Raw genomic sequence first — 19633 nt, forward strand, 5'->3', positions numbered from 1 at the left:
TTCCCGGCGTTTCACGCGGAAACCGGGCGAACGATCACCACCACCAGGGTGGGGCGGTGCGGGCTACTTCAGGGTGCGGAGGTCCAGGGTGTGCCAGGCGGTGGTTTCGTTGTCGCCGGTCGACCACCAGAGCAGGCCGCCGCGGCTCTGGACTATCCCGACGCCGTCGGCCACCGCGACCACGCGCTTTTCCTTCAGGTCGTAGAGGAGCAGCTGCTGGGAGCTGATCGGGGCGCTCTGGTCGCCGCCGCTCTGGGAGAGCACCTCGAACCGGTCGAGCAGCGCCACGTCGATCACCGAGGCGGTGGCGGCGCCACCGGCCACGCGGCGGCGGTCGCTGCCGTCCGGGCGCATCAGGTCGATGCGGGACGGGCCGTCGCCGGCCAGCACCAGTACGCGGCACCAGGTCGGGCCGCAGGTGGCCAGCTCGGTGGCGGAGGCCCCGACGGTAGTGACCTGCCGGGTGTCCAGGTTGCGGAGCTGGACCGGGCCGGTCTGCCCGCTGCCCGCGCTGACCAGCCACGGCCAGGCCGACAGCGCCCAGGCGCCCGGTTCGGTGCGGACCGATACCGTGCCGCCGCTGAGCGGGACCGAGCGGACCTCGGTCGAGGTCTCGTCCTGCGGTGATACCGACACCCAGTGCAGGCGACCGCCGGCGATCACCATGTCGTACTCGGAGTTGAAGAGCACCACGTCGCCGGTGTCTTCGGTGAGGAGTCGGGCCGGTCCGCCGCTGGCGACGTCGGCGATCCACATCCGGGTGCGGGCGATGCCCTCGGCGTCGCTCACCGACTCGGCCCAGGCGACCTCGTCGCCGGACCGGACGAACCCACCGAACTGCGGGGTCCCGTCGACCGGCAGGCGGCGCAGCTCCCGTACCGAGCCGTCGGCCGCGCGCAACACCAGCCGCTGGTGGGTGCCGCCGGGCTCGGGCGCGGTGCCGAGCGAGGTCTTGGCGTCCAGGAAGTAGACCGGGCTGTACAGCGGGCCTTCCGGCAGCCCGCCCGTCAGGTCGGCGCGCTCGGCGTCCGGCCACACCTCGGCGACGGTACGTGGCTGCTGCGGGCCCGTGGGCTGCTGCTTCTGGCCGGGGGAGAGCGCGAGGAGCGTGCCGGCGGCCGCCAGCGCGACGCCGAGCGCGGCCAGTCCGACCGTCCGCCGGGGGCGTGGGTGCCGGCCGGGTCGCGGCGCGGGCACCACCGGTCGCCCGGCGGTGAGGGTCATCGGCGAGACCTGCGGCGGCGCAGGGCCATCCCGGCGGCGACGGCACCGATCAGCACCGCCGTGGCGGCGGTCGTGGGTACGGCGATCTTGGCGGCCTTGCGTCCGGTGCGGAAGTCGCGGACCTCCCAGCCACGCTCGCGGGCCTCGGCGCGCAGCGCGCTGTCCGGGTTGACCGCCACGGCGTTGCCCACGATCGACAGCATCGGGATGTCGTTGGACGAATCGCTGTACGCCGTACAGCGGGACAGGTCGAGCCCTTCGACCTTGGCGAGCTGCTGGATCGCGTCGGCCTTGGCCGGGCCGTGCATGAGGTCGCCGACCAGGCGTCCGGTGTACGCACCGTCCCTGACCTCGGCGACCGTGCCGACCGCCCCGGTCAGGCCGAGCCGCCCGGCGATCACCCGGCCGAGCTCGACCGGCGCCGCGCTGACCAGCCAGACCCGCTGGCCGGCGTCGAGGTGCAGCTGGGCGAGCGCCCGCGTGCCGGCCCAGATCCGCTCGGCCATCAGCTCGTCGAAGATCTCCTCGCTGAGCCGCTCCATGTCTTCGACCCGCCAGCCCTCGACGAACGCGAGCGCGGTGGCCTTGGCCCGGGACATGTCGCCGGCGTGCTCGCGGGAGAGCAGCCGGAAGCGCGCCTGCTGCCAGGCGAAACGGGCCAGGTCGCCGGTCGTCAGGTACTTGCGGGCGGCCAGCCCACGGGCGAACCAGTAGATCGACGCGCCCTGCATCATCGTGTTGTCGACGTCGAAGAACGCCGCCGCCGCGCTGTCTGGAGGAACGGCCAGGGCCGCCTCCAGGTCGGTGGCGGCCCAGCCAGCGGTGTGGCCGTAGGCGTCGGTGCTGACAGTCACCTTCTTGGACTTTCCGCCGACCCTGCGGGTGCGCGCCACGCGTGGACCTCCCTCTGGCTCCCTCCTAGGGAGGGTAGCCAACGAGGCCCTGAATGACCCCTAAAGCGGAGGCCGCTCCGGGCGCGCGTGCCAAGCGCTGTTTCAAAACTGGGCTTAACCCAGCAGGTCACCGAGGATGCGTCCCAGACCATCGAGAAGACCGCCCTCCGTACTGGTCGGTGTCGGCGCGGGCTGGTCGGCCGGCGTCGATCCGTCCGGTGCGGGAGTGCCCGGGGGCGTGGTCGTACCGGCGCTACCGGCCGGCTTGGGGTCGGTGCCCTCGGTGCGCTCCGGCGCCGGCTTGGCGTCCGTCCGCTGCGAGGAGTCGGGGTCGGACGCCGGACCCGAGCGCCCTTGGCTCGGTGCCGACCAGCAGGTGCCCGGCTTCGGGCCCAAGACGTCGGCGCCAACGGTCGCCGCGTCGCCGCAGTCGAGCGTAGCGCGCAGGGACTTGGAGCGCTGGCTCACCTGGTCGAGCACCGCGAGCGACGCCACCGCGCGGTCGCGGCTGGCAGCCGGCAGGCGGTCGAGCATCTTGGTGATCTGCTGGCGCTGCCCGCTCACGAACGTGTCGACCGCGTCCAGCGGGGTCGCGTCGCGTCGCGCCACGGCGGCCGTGTGCAGCAGCTTCGCGCCCTCGCGGGTGTCGCTGTCCATGTCGTCGAGCACGCCGGAGAACCCGGTGGTGTCGCCTACCGCGCCGGCCTCGGCGAGCCGGGTGCGGGCGAAGTCGAGGAAGAGCTGCCCCCGGGTGACGTCCGAGCTGGCGAGCGCGAGCTGGGCCCGCTCGGTGGAGCGCTTGACCCCGTACAGAGCGTCGCCGGGCATCGCGTTTTCGCTGGCCGCGGACATGCCGGAGACGGCGATCGCGCCGACCGCCACACCGACGATCACGGCGCCGCGGGCGCGGATCCGGCGGCCGGTGAACCGCGGGCGCGACTCGGACGCGAAGCCAGGCTCGGGTGCCTCGACCGCGGTCGCGCCGATCCCGTCCCGCTCGGCCTTCGCCACGAGCATCGCGCGCAGGCCGGTACGGAAGTCCGGGTCGATCTCGACCTGCGGCTTCACGGCGGTCAGATGGTCACTGACCGCGATGAACTCGGCCAGCTCCTCCTCGGCACGGTCGCGCACGTGGTGCCGGCGACCGCCGCTGGCCTCGTCGAGGAGCTGCGCGAAGCGCTCGGCGCGCCGGCGGTAGAAGACGTTCGTGGTCACCGCGGGCACCTCCCTTCGCTGGTCACGGCTGTGCGGTCGGCGTCCTCGCCGACCGGTGCGACGGCAGCGGAAACCGCGGGATGAGCCAGGGGGGATGCCAGGGCCACCGCCGGTCGCACCAATACAAACGGTCGGTGGGCACGACCGGTTACGGGTAGGCGGGAGGCGTAATTACGAAGAGTGAGGAGTGTCACGGTTGGAACCCGTCCGGCAGGAGCCGGGCGAGTGCGCGTACCGCACGGTACTGGAGGGCCTTGATGGCCCCTTCGTTCTTGCCCATCGCCTGGGCGGTCTCGGCGACGGAGAAGCCTTGCAGGAAGCGCAGGACGATGCACTCCTGCTGCTCGGGGTTGAGCTGCTTGACGGCGCTCAGGAGGGCCACGTTCGTGATGTGGTCGACGACGGCGGCTTCGGGGCTGCCCTCGGGCCCGCGGTCTTCACGGTCGGCGTCCAGGACGTCGCCGGTGGTGACCTCGAGGCGGTAGCGGCCGGACTTGAAGTGGTCGGCGACCAGGTTGCGGGCGATGGTGACGAGCCAGGCGCCGAGGTCGCGGCCCTGCCAGGTGAAGCTGCCGATGCGCTTGAGCGCGCGCAGGAAGGTGTCGGAGGTGAGGTCTTCGGCGAGCTGGCGGTTGCCGACCCGGAAGTAGACGAACCGGAAGACCGTGTCGACGTACCGGTCGTAGATCAGCCCGAACGCCTCGGCCTCGCCGGCCTGGGCCCGCTCGACCAGTGCCCACACCTCGGCGGCCGCGTCGGTCGGGTCGGGGCGGCTCGCGTGTCTGGTGGGTGGCGCGCTGCTCGGGCCTGGTGGCCCGGACTGGACGACCGGCAGTACCGCCGTGTCGGTGTCGCCACCCGTGCGTAAGCCCGGGTCGGCCGGGTTGTGCCCCGGGGCCGGCTGGGCCGGCATGGACGGGCGCCCGGGCGCGACGACGCGGCCACCGACCGGCTTGGCGTTGGAGCCCGGCACGTGGCGGGCCGGCGCCGGCGCCTCGTTGACGTGGGGCGTCCGGTTGCGGGTGTGGCGGGTGCTCATGTCGTTCATGGCGAAGCGCCATGTCCGCATCTCGTTCATGGCCTGGCGCAGGGCTCGCAGACCGTCGGCGAGTGCCACCCGCGCGTACAGCTCCTGGTACGTGTAGGCCGTCACTGCCCCTCCTCCGTGACCCCGCGCAGCGCCAACATCGGGTATGTGCCGGGTCTGGCACGCTCCCCTACCAGCCGGACAGGGCGCGCCATCTGGCGACACACACCCTTGAGGTGCTGGTGCGGTGCGTTATCGGGCACGGCGGCCTCCTCGGGGTGAGGGGTGTCGACTCACGGCAAAAGGGGTGAGCCGACCCAGAGATAATAGGGCCAACATCACCCACGTGTGCGGAGTCCGTTACACAGAGCCGAATTATTTACCGATCGTGGGCGAATCTGTCGCACACCGTGTGCGGCGTCGGACACCCGACAGGGGTAACGCCAACCCCCATTCGAGTGACACGGGTGCGACACGCCGCACCGAGCCCAGGAAAGCGTTCGGCGCTCGAACAGCGGCATCGTACGCAGGTGGGGACGAACTGAACATCAGGCGACACCGAAGTAAGGCGCGTCACACTAACCTGTGACCGTGCACGAACCAGCCGCCGTCGACGAGCCCGCCCGCAACCTGGCCGACTACGTGCGCCGTGCGGCGCGGGCCGGCGCCGACCGTCCCGCGCTGCTCTGGCGGGACGGGGTCGTGACCTGGGGGCAGCTCGACGCGCGCGTGGACGCCGCCGCCCGGGGCCTGGGCGGCCTCGCCGCGGATACGGCGGGACATCCGGCCCGCGTGGCGGTCGCGCTGGGCAACACACCCGACTTCGCGGTCGCGTTCTTCGGCGCGTTGCGCGCGGGGCTGGCCGCGGTGCCGGTCAACCCGGAGTACACGGCCCGCGAGCTGCGCCACGTGCTCGCCGACTCGGCGGCCACCGCACTCGTCTGCACCGAGCGGGTGCGAGACACCGTCGACGGGATCCGGGGCGAGCTGCCCGCGCTCTCGGCCGTACACGTGGATCTGCTGGACCTGGATGGCCCGCCGCCGGCCGGCGAGACCGGCGGTGAAGACCTGGCCGTGCTGCTCTACACCTCGGGCACCGAGGGGAGCCCGAAGGGCGCGATGCTCTCCCACCGCGCGCTGATCGCCAACCACGTGCAGGTCGCCCGCGTGCCCTCGGTGCTCGGGCCGGACGACGTGCTGCTGCTGGCGGTGCCGCTCTTCCACGCCTACGGGCTCAACTCGGGGCTGGGCGCGGTGGCCTTCCACGCCGCGTGCGGGGTGCTGGTGGAGCGCTTCGACCCGGCCGCCACGCTGGAGACCATCGCCCGGCACTCGGTCACCGCGGTGGTCGGCGTCCCGTCCATGTACGTGGGCTGGGCCGCGCGCCCGGAGTTGGACGGCGCGTTCGGCTCGGTGCGGCTGGCGGTCTGCGGGGCGGCGCCGCTGGAGCCGGCCACCGCCGCCCGCGTCGGCGCCGCGACGGGACGCCAGGTCTTCGTCGGGTACGGGTTGACCGAGACCGCCCCGGTCCTCACCTCCACGCTGCTGAGCAGTGCGCCGAAAATGGGCTCGATCGGGCAGCCGCTCCCCGGCGTGGAGCTGCGGCTCGTGGCGGCCGACGGCGGTGACATCTGGCGCGACGGCACGGTCGACCCGGACGCCGAAGACGAGCTGCTGGTCGAGCTGGAGTCGCCGGGCACCGACCCCGGCGAGATCGTGGTGCGCGGCGACAACCTCTTCTCCGGGTACTGGCCGGACGGGCACGACGGACCCGACCCGGCCGGCTGGTGGGCCACCGGCGACGTGGCGTACGCGGACGCGGACGGCGACCTCTTCCTGGTCGACCGCCTGGGTGAGCTGATCCTGGTCTCCGGCTTCAACGTCTACCCTCACGAGGTGGAGTTGGTGATCGAGGCCTGCCCCGGCGTGGTCGAGGCCGCCGTGCTCGGCGCGCCGCACCCGCAGACCGGCCAGACCGTCCGGGCGTACGTGGTGCGCGAGCCGGGCAGCGAGCTGACCGTGGCCGAGCTGCAGCGGCACTGCGAGCGCAACCTGGCCCGGTTCAAGTGCCCGACCGCGATCGAGTTCGTACCGTCGCTGCCGCACTCGCCGACCGGCAAGGTGCGCAAGACCCTGCTGCGTTCGGAGGCGGTCCAGTGAGCGACGCCCGGCTGACGCTGATCACCCGGCCCGGCTGCCACCTCTGCGACGTGGCCAAGGAGGCGATCGCACGGGTCGCGGCGGCCACCGGCGAGCGGTGGGTCGAGGTCGACGTGGAGTCCGACCGCGAGCTCGAGGCGGAGTACGGCGACCGGGTGCCGGTGACCCTGCTCGACGGCAAGGAGCACGGCTACTGGCGGGTGGAGGAGCAGCGACTTCTCCGCGATCTGGGAGCCGCCAAGTAGAGTTCCCGCGTGGTGAGCAAGCACCTTGTCTGGGACTGGAACGGCACTCTTCTCGACGACCTGCCCCTGGTCGTCTCCTCGACCAACGCGGCGTTCGCCAGCGTCGCCGCGCCGGCGTTGACCGCCGAGGCGCACCGCCGCGCGTTCCGCCGCCCGGTCGCGGAGTTCTACGCCGAGGTGCTGGGGCGGGCGCTGGAGGAGGGCGAGTTCGGCCGCCTCGACAAGATCTTCCACGACGCGTACCGGCTGGGCCTGGCCACCTGCGGGCTGGCGGCCGACGCGCAGACCGCCATGTCCAGCTGGCTGGGGAGCCAGTCGCTGCTCTCGATGTGGTTTCACCACGAGCTCGTGCCGGAGGTCGAGCGGCGCGGCCTGACCGCCCGGCTGGCCCGGGTCGACGGGCTGCGCGGCACGGTCGGCGGCGACCTCAAGGCCGAGCACCTCGCTCGGCACCTCACCGAGCTCGGCGTCGAGGGCTCCGCCACGGTCCTGATCGGCGACTCGGTCGACGACGCCGACGCGGCCGCCTCGGTCGGCGCCCGCTGCGTGCTGTACACCGGTGGCTTCACCGATCCGGCCCGGCTGCGCGCGGTCGGCGTACCGGTGGCGGACTCCCTGGTCGAGGCCGTGCGCCTCGCCGCGGACGCCTAGCCTCGCCGCGGACGCCTAGCCCCGCCGCCGCGCCGGGCTTCGCGGCGCCGCGCTGATCTCTCGCCGCGCCGGCGTGGCGGGTGCGGTCGCGATCGGGCTGGGCCCCGCCCGCGGCGCTGGTCCGCGATAGTAGGGAAAGCCCTACCGCCAAGAGGCCAGCCGACGGGATGGGAGCCAGCCGGCCCGATGCCTAGCGTCGATGACATGACCACCACCACCGCGCCAGCGAGCCTCGGCGCCGAGCCGAGCGCCCGCCGTCCCATGCTCCGCCAGCTGGCGGTCGACTCCGCCTACGTACTGCTGGGCTTCCCGATCGCGGTGGCGTCGTTCATCGTCCTGATCACCGGTTTGGCGGCCGGTGTCGGTCTCGGCATCACCGTCATCGGCCTGCCGATCCTGGCCGGGGCGCTCTACGCGGCTCGCGCGTTCGCCGACATGGAGCGGCTGCGCATGCCGATGGTGCTGCGGCAGGCCCGGGTCCGGCCGCACTACCGGACCGCTGACGAGGGCGCCGGCGTGTGGCGCCGGGTGATCACACCGATCGCTGACACCCAGTCCTGGCTCGACCTCGCCCACGGCATCATCAAGTTTCCGATCACGATCTTCTCGTTCGTCGTCACGCTCGTCTGGTGGGCCGGCGCGATCGGTGGCTGCCTCTACTGGTCCTACGCGTGGGCGATCCCCAACGGCCCCGACGACCAGGACCTGAGCGAGCTGCTCGGCCTCGGTGACTCGATCGGGGCGCGCATCGCGATGTACAGCGCGTTCGGCATCTTCTTCCTGATCACGCTCCCGGTCGTGGTGCGCGGCTGCGCGCTGCTGGAGGCGAGCTTCGGCAAGGCGCTGCTGACCGGCGTGGCCGAGATGCGCAACCGGATCACCGTGCTGGAGGAGCAGAAGGCGGCGGCCGTCTCCGCCGAGGCCAACGCGCTGCGCCGGCTGGAGCGCGACATCCACGACGGCCCGCAGCAGCGGCTGGTGCGGCTGGCCATGGACCTGGGCCGGGCACAGCAGCAGATGGAGACCGACCCGGAGGCGGCCCGGCGCACGCTGGACGAGGCGCTCACCCAGACCCGAGACACGCTGGCCGAGCTCCGCGCGCTCTCCCGGGGTATCGCGCCGCCGATCCTGGTCGACCGCGGCCTGCCGAGCGCGCTCGCCGCCCTCGCGGCCCGCGGCGTGATCCCGGTCGACCTCACCGTCGATCCCAAGCTGGGGCGGCTGGAGCCGTCGGTGGAGACCACGGCGTACTTCGTGGTGGCCGAGGCGCTCACCAACGTGGCCAAGCACAGCCGGGCCAGCGAGTGCTGGGTGGTCGTCTCCCGCACCGGAGACCGGCTGAAGATCGACATCATCGACGACGGCGAGGGTGGCGCGCACGTCTCCAAGGGCCACGGCCTGGCCGGGATCGCCGACCGGCTGCGGTCCAACGGCGGCACGCTCGAAGTGTTGAGCCCGTCCGGCGGCCCGACCGAGGTGCGCGCCGAGCTGCCATGCTGAGCCAGTTCGGTGGCCCGGCCGAGGTGCGCGCCGAGTTGCCATGCTGAGCGACGCCGCGCTACAAAGCCCCATGCGCGTCGTGATAGCCGATGACGCGGTCCTCCTCCGGGAGGGCCTCGTCCGGTTGCTGACGGAAAACGGCCACGATGTCGTCGCCGCCGTGGGTGACGGCGACAGCCTGGTCGAGGCGATCGAGGAGCACCGCCCAGACATCTCGATCGTGGACGTGCGGATGCCGCCCACCCACACCGACGAGGGGCTCCGGGCGGCGGTCGCCGCCCGCGAGCGGGTGCCGCGTACCCCGATCCTGGTCCTCTCCCAGTACGTCGAGGTGTCGTACGCGGACGACCTGCTCGCCGACCGGGCCGGTGCGGTGGGCTACCTGCTCAAGGACCGGGTGGCAGCCATCGCCGAGTTCCTCGACGCGGTCGCCCGGGTGGCCGCCGGCGGCACCGTGCTCGACCCCGAGGTGGTGAGCCAGCTTCTGGTGCGGCGGCGCCGCGACGACCCGCTGCGCGAGCTGACCCCGCGCGAGCGCGAAGTGCTGTCGCTGATGGCCGAGGGCCGGTCGAATACGGCGATCGCGCGCATTCTCGTCGTGAGCGACGGTGCGGTGGAAAAGCACGTACGCAACATCTTCACCAAGCTTCAACTCCCTCCCGACGAGGAGCAGCACCGGCGGGTATTGGCCGTCCTCGCGTACCTCGGCACCTGAGTCGCTTGACGTCGCTTGATCAAGATCGCGATTTGTGCACGACTTCACAAGCGCCTAGTCTGTAAAGCCGTAGCGCCCCGCTAGCACAGCCCTCCGGGGCAGTCGACGGTGGGTTCCCCACGGAGCACGGAGTCACATGAGTCAGCAGCGCCCCGGTGGTCAATCCGGGCAGCCCGGTGCCGTCCCGGCCCTTCCGGATCTGCCGGAGGCCACGGTGGCCCGCCTTCCGGAGTACCTGCGTGCGCTGCACAACCTCGCCGAGACCGGCCACGACACCGTCTCCAGCGAGGGCCTGGCCAGCGCGGCCGGGGTCAATTCCGCAAAGCTCCGCAAAGACCTGTCCCACCTCGGGTCATACGGGACGCGTGGCGTCGGTTACGACGTGGCCCTGCTGATCGAGCAGATCGAGTACGTGTTGGGTCTCACTCAGCGCCGGGCGGTGGCCCTGGTCGGCGTGGGTAACCTCGGTCATGCGCTGGCTGGTTACGCGGGCTTCGCCACTCGTGGTTTCCGCATCGCCGCCCTTTTCGACGCCGATCCGTCCCGTGTGGGCGAGCGGATAAACGGGCTGGTCGTGCACCATATCGACGACCTCACGCAGATCGCCGCCGCCGAGTCGATCGCCATTGGCGTGATCGCGACTCCGGCCCCGGCCGCGCAGAGCGTCGCTGATCAGTTGGTCGCCGCGGGTGTTACGAGCATTCTCAACTTCGCTCCTTGCGTACTCTCGGTACCCGAGGGGGTTGACGTCCGCAAGGTCGATCTCGCGATCGAGCTGCAGATCCTCTCGTTCCACGAGCACCGCAAGGCATCGCTCACCTCGTTGCCGGCCACCGGCCCCGCGGGTGGCCTCACGGCGTTGCCGGGTGGGCTCTCCGCTACCGGCACGGAGGAGGCGGTCGGCACGTGAACCTGATAGTCGTTGGCGCGTCGTACCGCACCGCGCCGGTGTCGATCCTCGAGCAGATCGCGGTGGCCCCGACCGACCTCGCCACGGTGCACGACCGGCTCCTCGCCCAGTCGTACGTGAGCGAGGCCGTCGTGCTCTCCACCTGCAACCGCGTAGAGGTGTACGCGGCGGTCAACGGCTTCCACGGCGGCCTCGGCGAGATCTGCACCGTGCTCGGCGAGCGGGCCGGGTGCAGCTCCACCGACCTCGCCGAGCACCTGTACGTGCACTACGACTCCGCCGCCGTCCAGCACGCGTTCCGGGTGGCCAGCGGGCTCGACTCGATGGTGGTCGGCGAGGCGCAGATCCTCGGGCAGCTCCGCGAGGCGTACCAGGCGGCGATCGACCACGAGAGCGCCGGCCGGCTGCTGCACGAGCTGATGCAGCAGGCCCTGCGCGTGGGCAAGCGGGCGCACGCGGAGACCGGCATCGACCGCGCCGGCCAGAGCGTGGTGACCGCCGCGCTCGGCGTGGCCGCGTCCGCGTTCGCCGTCGACCACGAGTGCCTGCTCGGCGTCGACTGCGAGCACCCGCCCACCGACCTGGCCGGCCGCCCGGCGCTGGTGATCGGCGCCGGCGCGATGGGTTCGCTCTCGCTGGCCACGCTGGCGCGTTCCGGCGCCGGCCCGCTGACCGTGACCAACCGCGGTGCCGGGCGCGCCGAGCGGCTCGCCGCGGCGTACGGCGCGACGGCCGTGCCCTTCGACGACCTGCCCGCCGCGCTGGCCGGCGTCGACGTGGTGGCCACCGCCACGGCCTCGACCGAGCACGTGCTGACCCGCGAGGCCGTGTCCCGCGCGGTCGAAGGGCGCGACCGGCCCCTGGTCATCCTCGACCTGGCCGTGCCGCGCGACGTCGAGCCGGAGGCCGCCGCGGTGCCCGGCGTCGTGGTGATCGACATCGACCGCCTCGCCGCCAGCCTGCGCACCGGCCCGGCCGCCGTCGACGAGGCCGCGGTCGAGGAGATCGTGGGCGCCGAGGTGGAGGCGTTTCTCGGCTGGCTGCGCGGCGCCGACGTCGCACCGACCGTCGCCGCGCTGCGCACCCGCGCCGACGACGTGGTGAGCGCCGAGCTGCGCCGGCTGGCCCAGCGCCGCCCTGACCTGACCGACGAGCAGCGCGCCGACGTGGCACACACCGTGCACCGGGTCGTGCAGCGGCTGCTCCACTCGCCGACCGTACGGGTGCGGCAGCTCGCCGCGGAGCCCGGCGGCGACCAGTACACCGCGCTGCTGCGCGAGCTGTTCGACCTCGAGGTGCCGCGGAGCGCCCAGGCCGGCGAGGTGCCCGATCTGGAGGAGCACTCGTGAGCTTGCGGCTCGGCACCCGGGGTAGCGCGCTCGCCCTGGCCCAGTCCCAGCACGTCGCCGACAGCCTGCGCGCGGCGACCGGGCGCGACGTGGAGCTGGTCGAGATCGTGACGGCCGGCGACCGGTCGAGCGCGCCGGTGCAGCAGCTCGGCGTGGGCGTCTTCGTGTCGGCGCTGCGCGACGCGCTGCTCGCCAAGGAGATCGACTTCGCCGTCCACTCGTACAAGGACCTGCCCACCGCACCCGCCGACGGGCTGCACATCGCCGCCGTACCGCCGCGGGAGGACCCGCGCGATGCGCTCGTGGCCAGCGGTGGCCGCACCCTCGCGGAGCTGCCACCGGGGTCCCGGGTGGGCACCGGCGCGCTGCGGCGGATGGCCCAGCTGCGCGCGCTCGGGCTGCAGCTCGAGGTGGTGCCGATCCGGGGCAATGTCGACACCCGGCTGCGCAAGGTGAGCGAGGGCGAGCTCGACGCCGTCGTGCTGGCCCGCGCCGGCATCGCACGCCTCGGCCGCACCGCCGAGATCACCGAGACTCTCGATCCGATGCTGATGCTGCCCGCCCCGGCTCAGGGTGCGCTGGCGGTGGAGTGCCGGATCGACGACGAAGACCTGGTCGGGCTGCTGGGGAGGCTCGACCACGCACCGACCCGGGCCGCGGTCACCGCGGAGCGGGCGTTGCTGGCCACGCTGGAGGCCGGGTGCAGTGCTCCGGTGGCCGCCTTCGCCGAGGTCGCCGAGGGCGACGACGGTGAAGAGATCTACCTGCGCGGTGCGGTGATCAGTCCGGATGGCACCCGAGACATCCGGCTGTCCCGCACCGGTACGCCCGCCGCCGCGGCGGAGATCGGACGCGCTCTCGCCGCCGATCTTGTCGAGAGCGGCGCCGAGACCCTACTTGGGAGCACAGAAAATGAGCCGCACCCGTAAGCCCGCAGGCCGGATTGCCTTCGTCGGGGCTGGTCCCGGCGATCCCGGTCTGCTGACCCGCCGGGCGCACGCCGCGCTTACCGAGGCCGACCAGGTCGTCTACGACCGGGGCGTCTCCGAGCCGCTGCTCGACGCGATCCGGGCGGAAGCCAAGAGCGACACCCAGTTCAGCCCGGCCGAGGGGGCCCCGGGCGACGTGGCCAAGGTCCTGCTCTCCGCGGCCCGTTCCGGCCTGCAGGCGGTGCACCTGGTCGCCGGCGACCCGTTCGGCCACGACTCGGTCGTCAAGGAGGTGCAGGCGGTGGCGCGCACCGCCGTGCACTTCGAGGTGGTGCCCGGCGTCGGCCAGGCCGAGGGCGTCGCCACGTACGCCGGCGTGCCGCTGCCCGGCGTCCGCACGGCCGCCGACGTCGACGATGTGTCCACGTTGGACTTCGAGGCGCTCGCCGCGGCCATCTCCCGCGGTTCGCTCGCGCTCGCGGTCGACGCGGGCGACCTCGCCGCCGTACGCGACGGCCTGCTCGCCGTCGGGGTGGACGGCGAGACGGCGGTGGGCGTGACCGGCGACGGCACCGGCGAGACGCAGTACACCACGTCGTCCACTGTGGAGAGCTTCGTCGCCGCCGCGCTCGGTTTCACCGGCCGCGTCGTACTCACCCTGGGCCAGGGCGTCGCCCACCGCGACAAGCTGAGCTGGTGGGAAAACCGCCCGTTGTACGGGTGGAAGGTGCTCGTGCCGCGCACCAAGGAGCAGGCCGGCGTGATGAGCGAGGCCCTGCGCGCGTACGGTGCGATCCCGTGCGAGGTGCCGACCATCGCGGTCGAGCCGCCACGCACCCCGGCCCAGATGGAGCGCGCGGTCAAGGGCCTGGTCGACGGCAGGTACGCCTGGGTCATCTTCACCTCCGTCAACGCGGTGCGGGCCGTCTGGGAGAAGTTCGCCGAGCACGGCCTCGACGCCCGTCACTTCGGCGGCGTGAAGATCGCCTGCATCGGCGACGCGACGGCGGACGCGGTGCGCGCGTTCGGCATCCAGCCCGAGCTCGTACCGTCGGGTGAGCAGTCGAGCGAGGGCCTGCTGGCCGAGTTCTCGCCGCACGACGAGGTGCTCGACCCGGTCGGCCGGGTGCTGCTGCCGCGCGCCGACATCGCCACTGAGACGCTCGCCGCCGGCCTGGGTGAGCGCGGGTGGGAGGTCGACGACGTCACCGCGTATCGCACGGTCCGCGCGGCACCGCCACCCGCGGAAATCAGGGACGCCATCAAGTCGGGTGGCTTCGACGCGGTCCTCTTCACGTCGTCATCCACCGTGCGTAACCTGGTGGGCATCGCCGGTAAGCCACACACCCGCACCGTGGTCGCCGTGATCGGTCCGAAGACGGCCGAGACGGCGACGGAGTTCGGCCTCCGGGTCGACGTCCAGCCCACTCACGCGTCCGTGCCAGACCTGGTCGAGGCCCTCGCCGGATACGCCGTGGAGTTGCGCGAAAAGCTGGCTGCCATGCCGGCCAAGCAGCGCCGCGGTTCAAAGGTGCAGGGGCCCACTGCCCTTAGGTTCCGCTGATGCCCTTTCCCGATGTGCGGCCGCGGCGCCTGCGCCGCACGCCAGCCATGCGCCGGCTGGTCGAGGAGACCAAGCTGGCCCCGTCCGAGCTGATCCTCCCGATGTTCGTCAAGGAGGGTCTGACCGAGCCGCGCCCGATCGCGTCCATGCCCGGCGTCGTGCAGCACACCCGCGACTCGCTGCGCAAGGCCGCGGTCGAGGCGGCCCAGGCCGGCATCGGCGGCATCATGCTCTTCGGCGTGCCAGCGCCGGAAAACAAGGACGAGACCGGCTCGGCGGGCATCGACCCCGACGGCATCCTCAACGTCGCGCTGCGCGACGTGGCCGCCGAGGTCGGTGACGCCACCGTCGTGATGAGCGACCTGTGCCTGGACGAGTTCACCTCGCACGGCCACTGTGGAGTGCTGGCCGCCGACGGCACGGTCGACAACGACGCCACGCTGGCCCTCTACGCCGAGATGGCGGTGGCCCAGGTCGCCGCCGGCGCCGCCGTGGTCGGCCCGTCCGGGATGATGGACGGCCAGGTCGGCGTGGTGCGCAAGGCACTCGACGCCGCCGGCCACCAGGACGTGGCCATCCTCGCCTACGCCGCCAAGTACGCCTCGGCGCTCTACGGCCCCTTCCGCGACGCGGTGGAGTCTTCGCTGGTCGGCGACCGCCGCACGTACCAGCAGGACCCGCCCAACGTGCGCGAAGCCCTGCGCGAGGTCGCCCTGGACGTCGACGAGGGCGCCGACATCGTGATGGTCAAGCCGGCACTGCCGTACCTGGACGTGATCGCCGCCGTCCACGCCAGCTTCGACGTGCCGGTCGCCGCCTACCAGATCTCCGGCGAGTACGCGATGGTCGAGGCCGCCGCCGCCAACGGCTGGCTCGACCGCGACCGCACCATGCTGGAGACGCTGACCTCCATCCGCCGGGCCGGCGCCCAGATCATCCTCACCTACTGGGCCCTCGACGCGGCCGCCGCCCTCCGCGCCCGCTACTGATTCGCTACCCCGGTCCGCATGCGCGCGGCGTCCCCGGGGAAGAGCGGAGCGTTTTCTTGAGTGCTTTCCTGCGGGCACCGCTGCGGTCGGCGGCTCGCTTGGCGCCCGCCGAACCCCCGACCTCCGCTGCCAGGCCCGCGGCTCAAGCCCACCCCTCACCTGGCCCGTTTCGGTCGGGGCCGACGCCCCAGGTCGGTGCCTGGGGCGGATCCCAAGATCGAGGTCGGCGGCGGGAGATCGTGGTACTTCGCTGCCCCTCCAGGGGCACCAAACGTCCACGATCGCAAGCCTGACCCGCTCGACCGCCGTCGATCACAGCGTGCGGTTCGCAGCTGGCGCGGAGCGGTCAGGAATCGAGAAGCACGGGGCTTGGGGCGCACCTAGCGTGGTTGTCGGGACAGAAACCGACCGTAACCACGACCTTCAGGAGTGACCATGACTGGCTCGTCCACGCAGGGAATCAAGACCGTGCTGCACCCCGTCTCCGACCTCGACAAGGCCAAAGCGGTCTACACCGCCCTGCTCGGCGTAGCGCCGCAGACCGACGCGCCCTACTACGCCGGCTTCGACGTCGAGGGCCAGCACATCGGGCTGGTGCCGGACGGGGGACCGCAGGGGATGACCTCGCCGGTGGCGTACTGGCACGTGCCGGACATCGAGGCGAAGCTGGCCGAGGTGACCGCCGCCGGTGCCACGCTGAAGGAGGCCGCGCACGACGTCGGCGGCGGCCGTCTGGTGGCGACGGTCACCGACCCCGACGGCAACGTCCTCGGGCTGCTCCAGGACCGATGACCGAAAGCGGGCCGCGACCGCGAGGCCGGGCCGCGACCGCGAGGCCGGGCCGCGACCGCGAGGCCGGGCCGCGACCGCGAGGCCGGGCCGCGACCGCATAGGCCGAGCGGAGCCGCGACCGTCAAGGAAAGAGCCAGGCCACGACCGGCGAAGCCGAGCGAGCCGGGCCGCGTCTGAAGGCGCAGCCCGGCTCGGGTCTCTCAGGGCGAGCGATGATCAGTCGTCGTCGACGATCGTGCCGTAGGCGATCGGGTCGCCGGACCACTGGCCGGGCAGTGAGCCGACCAGCAGGGCGAGCTTTTCGTCGGGCTCGCGCTTGCGGTCGCCGTTGACCGACACGGTGAACGTGGCCGTGCTGGCGCCGGCCGGCATCACCGTGCAGCGGACCAAGGTGTCGAAGTCCGAGCCGGGCAGCGCGGTGACGCCCAGCGTGGCGGCGCAGAGCACGATCGGCTGGGGCACGGGGCGGGAGGCCGTCACCGTGAAGGTCATCGGCGTCTCGCCGCGGTTGCCTTCCACCACCGACACGTCGGCGATGGAGAGTGTCGGCCGCGAACGGAAGCGAGCGACCTGCGGATCGTGGTCGCTGGAGCCGCGCGAGCCGTCGCCGGCGTAGTCGGCCGCCCAGTCGGCGTTGACGTGGGCCGCCCGCATCTGCACCAGGTCGGCGCGGAGCGTGGGGCTGACGAAGAGGTGGTCCAGCGTCTGCGCCTGGCCCTCGAAGACGTACGAGTACGCCGACTCGGGCACCTGCGCCGCGAGGTCCTCCCAGAGGTTGTGCAGCCCGGCGTCGTAGAGCGGGGCGAGCTGGTCGGAGACGGGCTGCACCGGGTCGTCGGGGCGGGGGAAGACGTTGAGGTCACCGCCGTACACGACGCGGGCACCGGCCCCGATCGCGGTCACGATGGCCGCGCCGTACCTGGCCTGCTCGCGGCGCTGCCCGATCCGACCGTCCGGAGTGGACGAGTAGTGGTTGCTGACCGCCCACACCGTAAACCTGTCGGACGAGCCGGGCGAGGCCGCCACCGTGAACTTGCCGACCTGCGGCGCCCGGGTGAAGACGTCCGAGCCGTCCACGCCGGTGGAGGTGTCCACGTCGGCGGGGAGGTCGGCGTTGAGCGCCTTCGGGTTCTGCACGTCCGCGTTGTACGCCAGCCCGGGCGCCCGGTACGACACGGTGGGCGCCGAGCCCAGCACCGGATCGTTCGCGGCGGCCGGGGCGAGCGACACCCGGTCGGTGCGGTAGAGGAACGCGGCCGTGATGCCCCGGTCGTCCGCGCCGTCCCGGTCGTACGCCGCGGCGTAGGCGGGACCCCGGGCCGCCCGGATGCGCAGCGCGAGCTCCTGGAGCGTGTCCGGTGCACCGTCGGCGTCGTCGGCCGTGCCGCAGACCAGCGACCCGCCGGATACCGAGCAGATGTCCTGGTCCTCGGCCTCCTGCACCAGGATCAGGTCCGGCGCGTGCAGGTCGTTGACGATCTGGTCGGCGAGGTTGCCGAGCTGCGCCTGGTACTCCTCTTCGGAGAGCGGCACGTAGTCGAACGGCGGGCTCACCCCGGGGCAGCCGGAGTTGCCCAGGAAGTCGCAGCCGTCGAACGGGTCGTCGCGGAAGTCGTACAGGTTCTCCACGTTGTACGTCGCCACCGCGAACTCGCGATCCCGCGCGGCCGGCTTCGGCGGTGCGTTGCCCGCCGGCGAGGTGCCGGCGGCGGTCGAGGCCGACGCCGCCTGCACGCCGTACTTCTCGAAGGAGAAGTAGAGGCCGCCCACCGCGTCGGCGGTCAGCGTGTCGAAGGTGTGCGCCGGCGGGAGCAGCGTCGTGCTGTCCTGCGCGGCCCACTTCACGCCCATGCTGCCGAGCATGATGCGCTCGCCGTTGCCGTCGTCGAAGAGCTGGCCGGGCACGTTGTCGCTGGGGTGCGCGTCGCGGAAGACCCGCCGGCCGAACTTGTCGCGCCGGTCGAGCAGCGCCGAGTCCTTGTCGACCAGCCACACCTCGGAGTCGGCGGTCGAGGCGAAGACGTCCCGCCCGCTGACCACGCCGCTGCCGGCGCGTACCCGGATCTGCTCGCCCTCGTGCCGCTCCCAGAAGCGGTCGGCGGCGGCCAGGTCGAGCGGCGGCCGGGCGTCCGTGACCGCCACGTCGGTCACGCCGCTGTCGAGCACGCGGACGAGCGAGGCGCTGGAGAGCTGGGTGAGGTTGAAGAACTCGGACACCCGCGCCCGGAGCACGACCTCGTCGCCGACGACCGGCTCGTACCCGCCGATCAGGCTGGTGAAGGTGCTCATGAAGACGAAGATCCCGTCCGAGGTCGACGGGTCACCGTCGGAGGCGCCGGCGCGGCTCTGCAGGAAGAAGCCGTACTGGCTGGCCCCGGCCGAGGTGCGGGCCAGCGTGCGCTGCGTGATCACGCCGCGCACGTCGTAGAGCGCGCTGCTCGTCCCGTTGCCGGAGGCCGGCGCGAGCGGCGAGCGGTCGAGCTTGCCGTCTTCGGCGTCGGTGGTCTGGCCCTGCACCTCGCCGATCGAGAGCACGGTCGTGACCTGCACGGTGAAGCCGCAGGTGGCGGTCGTGCCGTCGGTGTCGGTGGAGGTGACCGTCACGGGGTAGGTGCCGGCGGGCAGGTCGGCGCCCGCGGTGACCACGGCGGTCGCCGTGCCGCCGGGCGCGCCCGCCGGCGTGAACGAGGTACGGGTGATCGCGGCGTGCGGGGCGCTGACCGCCAGGTCGACGATCGTGTCGTCCGGGTCGGTCGCGGTCACCTCGCGGGTCGCGGCCACACCGGAGGAGGTGGTCAGGGTCCCGCCGCAGGAGAGCGAGGCGCTCGCGCCGTAGGCACCCAGACCGTCGAAGGTGTCCGAAGCGAAGCCCTCCCACTGAGCCGCCGGGTCGAAGGCGTCGCTCGGGTCGGTGTCGGGGGCGGTGAGCCGCCGTAGCGTGTTGTCGGCCGTGCTGGCGAGGCCGGTGCCCCACTCGGCGCCCGGGTCGACGCCCACCTGGCCGACCGCGTCGACGACGTCGGCCGAGGCGCCCTTGACCAGCACGACCGCGTCGTCGCCGTTGAAGAGCCCGGAGCCGGTGGTCTGGTCGGCCTGGCCGAGGATCGCGGCCGAGGCGGAGGAGTGGGCGAAGACGAAGACGTCACCGTCGGCCACCGTGCCGGTCAGCGCGAAGTTTGTCGAGGTGGTGGCCCCGTTGAAGGACATGCGGAGCTGGTATCCGCCGGCCGCCAGGTCGACCGCGGCGCCGGTGCCGTTGTATATCTCGATCGCCTTGTTGTTTGACGATCCTTCGATGTATTCCGATATGAACAGGTCGGTGGGCGCTGCTGACGCCGCGGCGGGCGCCAGCCCAACCGAGGCGAGCGTGACCGCGACCAGAGCGCACAAGCGGCGGCGCATGCATCCTCCAGGCGAGACGGGAGATCAACGCACGTTAAGGCGTTGATCCGTCGCCCGTCTATCGCCTG

The 19633-nt window shown here is 72.6% G+C and carries 16 protein-coding genes; 11 read left to right on the forward strand and 5 right to left on the reverse strand.

The genetic code is table 11. The features are described from left to right. Positions 1 to 63 precede the first annotated feature (63 nt). From RB614_RS19585 to RB614_RS19600, 4 genes are all read right to left on the reverse strand, one after another. Positions 64 to 1224: a hypothetical protein gene (locus tag RB614_RS19585; protein ID WP_308713996.1), complete on the reverse strand. Its 1161-nt coding sequence runs from the start codon at positions 1222 to 1224 to the stop codon at positions 64 to 66. Further along, a complete protein-coding gene (locus RB614_RS19590; protein ID WP_308713997.1) occupies positions 1221 to 2117 on the reverse strand; it encodes an HAD family hydrolase in 897 nt (298 codons plus the stop codon). The genes RB614_RS19585 and RB614_RS19590 overlap by 4 nt, the downstream gene beginning before the upstream one ends. Positions 2118 to 2231: 114 nt before the next feature. Beyond that, on the reverse strand, positions 2232 to 3332 hold the full coding sequence (locus RB614_RS19595; RefSeq protein ID WP_308713998.1) for a DUF5667 domain-containing protein: 1101 nt from the start codon (positions 3330 to 3332) through the stop codon (positions 2232 to 2234). 190 nt (positions 3333 to 3522) lie between these two features. Beyond that, a complete protein-coding gene (locus RB614_RS19600) occupies positions 3523 to 4401 on the reverse strand; it encodes an ECF subfamily RNA polymerase sigma factor, BldN family (protein ID WP_428983066.1) in 879 nt (292 codons plus the stop codon). A 549-nt stretch (positions 4402 to 4950) separates the two neighbouring features. On the opposite strand from RB614_RS19600, the gene RB614_RS19605 reads away from it, so the two are divergent. From RB614_RS19605 to RB614_RS19655, 11 genes are all read left to right on the forward strand, one after another. After that, entirely contained in the window at positions 4951 to 6519 is a 1569-nt protein-coding gene (locus RB614_RS19605) for an AMP-binding protein (RefSeq protein ID WP_308713999.1), read from the forward strand. Beyond that, the gene (locus RB614_RS19610) at positions 6516 to 6764 is read left to right on the forward strand and encodes a glutaredoxin family protein (RefSeq protein WP_308714000.1); all 249 of its coding nucleotides are present in this window, start codon (positions 6516 to 6518) and stop codon (positions 6762 to 6764) included. The genes RB614_RS19605 and RB614_RS19610 overlap by 4 nt, the downstream gene beginning before the upstream one ends. A 12-nt stretch (positions 6765 to 6776) precedes the next feature. Next, positions 6777 to 7415 (forward strand): HAD family hydrolase, encoded by a 639-nt coding sequence (locus RB614_RS19615; protein ID WP_308714001.1) that lies wholly within the window; start codon positions 6777 to 6779, stop codon positions 7413 to 7415. 204 nt (positions 7416 to 7619) lie between these two features. Next, entirely contained in the window at positions 7620 to 8915 is a 1296-nt protein-coding gene (locus RB614_RS19620; RefSeq protein WP_308714002.1) for a sensor histidine kinase, read from the forward strand. Between the two features lie 70 nt (positions 8916 to 8985). Further along, on the forward strand, positions 8986 to 9630 hold the full coding sequence (locus tag RB614_RS19625; protein ID WP_308714003.1) for a response regulator: 645 nt from the start codon (positions 8986 to 8988) through the stop codon (positions 9628 to 9630). A gap of 136 nt (positions 9631 to 9766) precedes the next feature. After that, on the forward strand, positions 9767 to 10540 hold the full coding sequence (locus RB614_RS19630; protein ID WP_308714004.1) for a redox-sensing transcriptional repressor Rex: 774 nt from the start codon (positions 9767 to 9769) through the stop codon (positions 10538 to 10540). Next, positions 10537 to 11889 (forward strand): glutamyl-tRNA reductase, encoded by a 1353-nt coding sequence (locus RB614_RS19635; RefSeq protein ID WP_308714005.1) that lies wholly within the window; start codon positions 10537 to 10539, stop codon positions 11887 to 11889. Before RB614_RS19630 ends, RB614_RS19635 begins: the two co-directional genes overlap by 4 nt. Further along, on the forward strand, positions 11886 to 12818 hold the full coding sequence (gene hemC, locus RB614_RS19640) for a hydroxymethylbilane synthase (RefSeq protein ID WP_308714006.1): 933 nt from the start codon (positions 11886 to 11888) through the stop codon (positions 12816 to 12818). Before RB614_RS19635 ends, hemC begins: the two co-directional genes overlap by 4 nt. Then, the gene (locus RB614_RS19645) at positions 12802 to 14382 is read left to right on the forward strand and encodes a bifunctional uroporphyrinogen-III C-methyltransferase/uroporphyrinogen-III synthase (protein ID WP_308714007.1); all 1581 of its coding nucleotides are present in this window, start codon (positions 12802 to 12804) and stop codon (positions 14380 to 14382) included. The genes hemC and RB614_RS19645 overlap by 17 nt, the downstream gene beginning before the upstream one ends. Next, positions 14382 to 15371, forward strand: coding sequence for a porphobilinogen synthase (gene hemB, locus RB614_RS19650; RefSeq protein WP_308714008.1), 990 nt, complete (start codon positions 14382 to 14384; stop codon positions 15369 to 15371). The genes RB614_RS19645 and hemB overlap by 1 nt, the downstream gene beginning before the upstream one ends. Positions 15372 to 15806: 435 nt before the next feature. After that, positions 15807 to 16163: a VOC family protein gene (locus tag RB614_RS19655; protein ID WP_308714009.1), complete on the forward strand. Its 357-nt coding sequence runs from the start codon at positions 15807 to 15809 to the stop codon at positions 16161 to 16163. Positions 16164 to 16379: 216 nt separating this feature from the next. Here RB614_RS19655 and RB614_RS19660 read toward each other — a convergent pair whose 3' ends face one another. Beyond that, positions 16380 to 19565 (reverse strand): lamin tail domain-containing protein, encoded by a 3186-nt coding sequence (locus RB614_RS19660; RefSeq protein WP_308714010.1) that lies wholly within the window; start codon positions 19563 to 19565, stop codon positions 16380 to 16382. Positions 19566 to 19633 lie beyond the last annotated feature (68 nt).

Origin of the sequence: Phytohabitans maris, assembly GCF_031085175.1 — a bacterium.
Taxonomy (GTDB): Bacteria; Actinomycetota; Actinomycetes; order Mycobacteriales; family Micromonosporaceae; genus Phytohabitans; species Phytohabitans maris.

Bases quoted from the DNA above. Each gene is read 5' to 3' on its own strand.
- RB614_RS19625 (WP_308714003.1), top strand. From the start codon at position 8,986: ATGCGCGTCGTGATAGCCGATGACGCGGTCCTCCTCCGGGAGGGCCTC.
- RB614_RS19630 (WP_308714004.1), top strand. From the start codon at position 9,767: ATGAGTCAGCAGCGCCCCGGTGGTCAATCCGGGCAGCCCGGTGCCGTC.
- RB614_RS19620 (WP_308714002.1), top strand. From the start codon at position 7,620: ATGACCACCACCACCGCGCCAGCGAGCCTCGGCGCCGAGCCGAGCGCC.
- RB614_RS19645 (WP_308714007.1), top strand. From the start codon at position 12,802: ATGAGCCGCACCCGTAAGCCCGCAGGCCGGATTGCCTTCGTCGGGGCT.
- hemB (WP_308714008.1), top strand. From the start codon at position 14,382: ATGCCCTTTCCCGATGTGCGGCCGCGGCGCCTGCGCCGCACGCCAGCC.
- RB614_RS19655 (WP_308714009.1), top strand. From the start codon at position 15,807: ATGACTGGCTCGTCCACGCAGGGAATCAAGACCGTGCTGCACCCCGTC.
- RB614_RS19660 (WP_308714010.1), bottom strand. From the start codon at position 19,565: ATGCGCCGCCGCTTGTGCGCTCTGGTCGCGGTCACGCTCGCCTCGGTT.
- RB614_RS19585 (WP_308713996.1), bottom strand. From the start codon at position 1,224: ATGACCCTCACCGCCGGGCGACCGGTGGTGCCCGCGCCGCGACCCGGC.
- RB614_RS19600 (WP_428983066.1), bottom strand. From the start codon at position 4,401: ATGCGGACATGGCGCTTCGCCATGAACGACATGAGCACCCGCCACACC.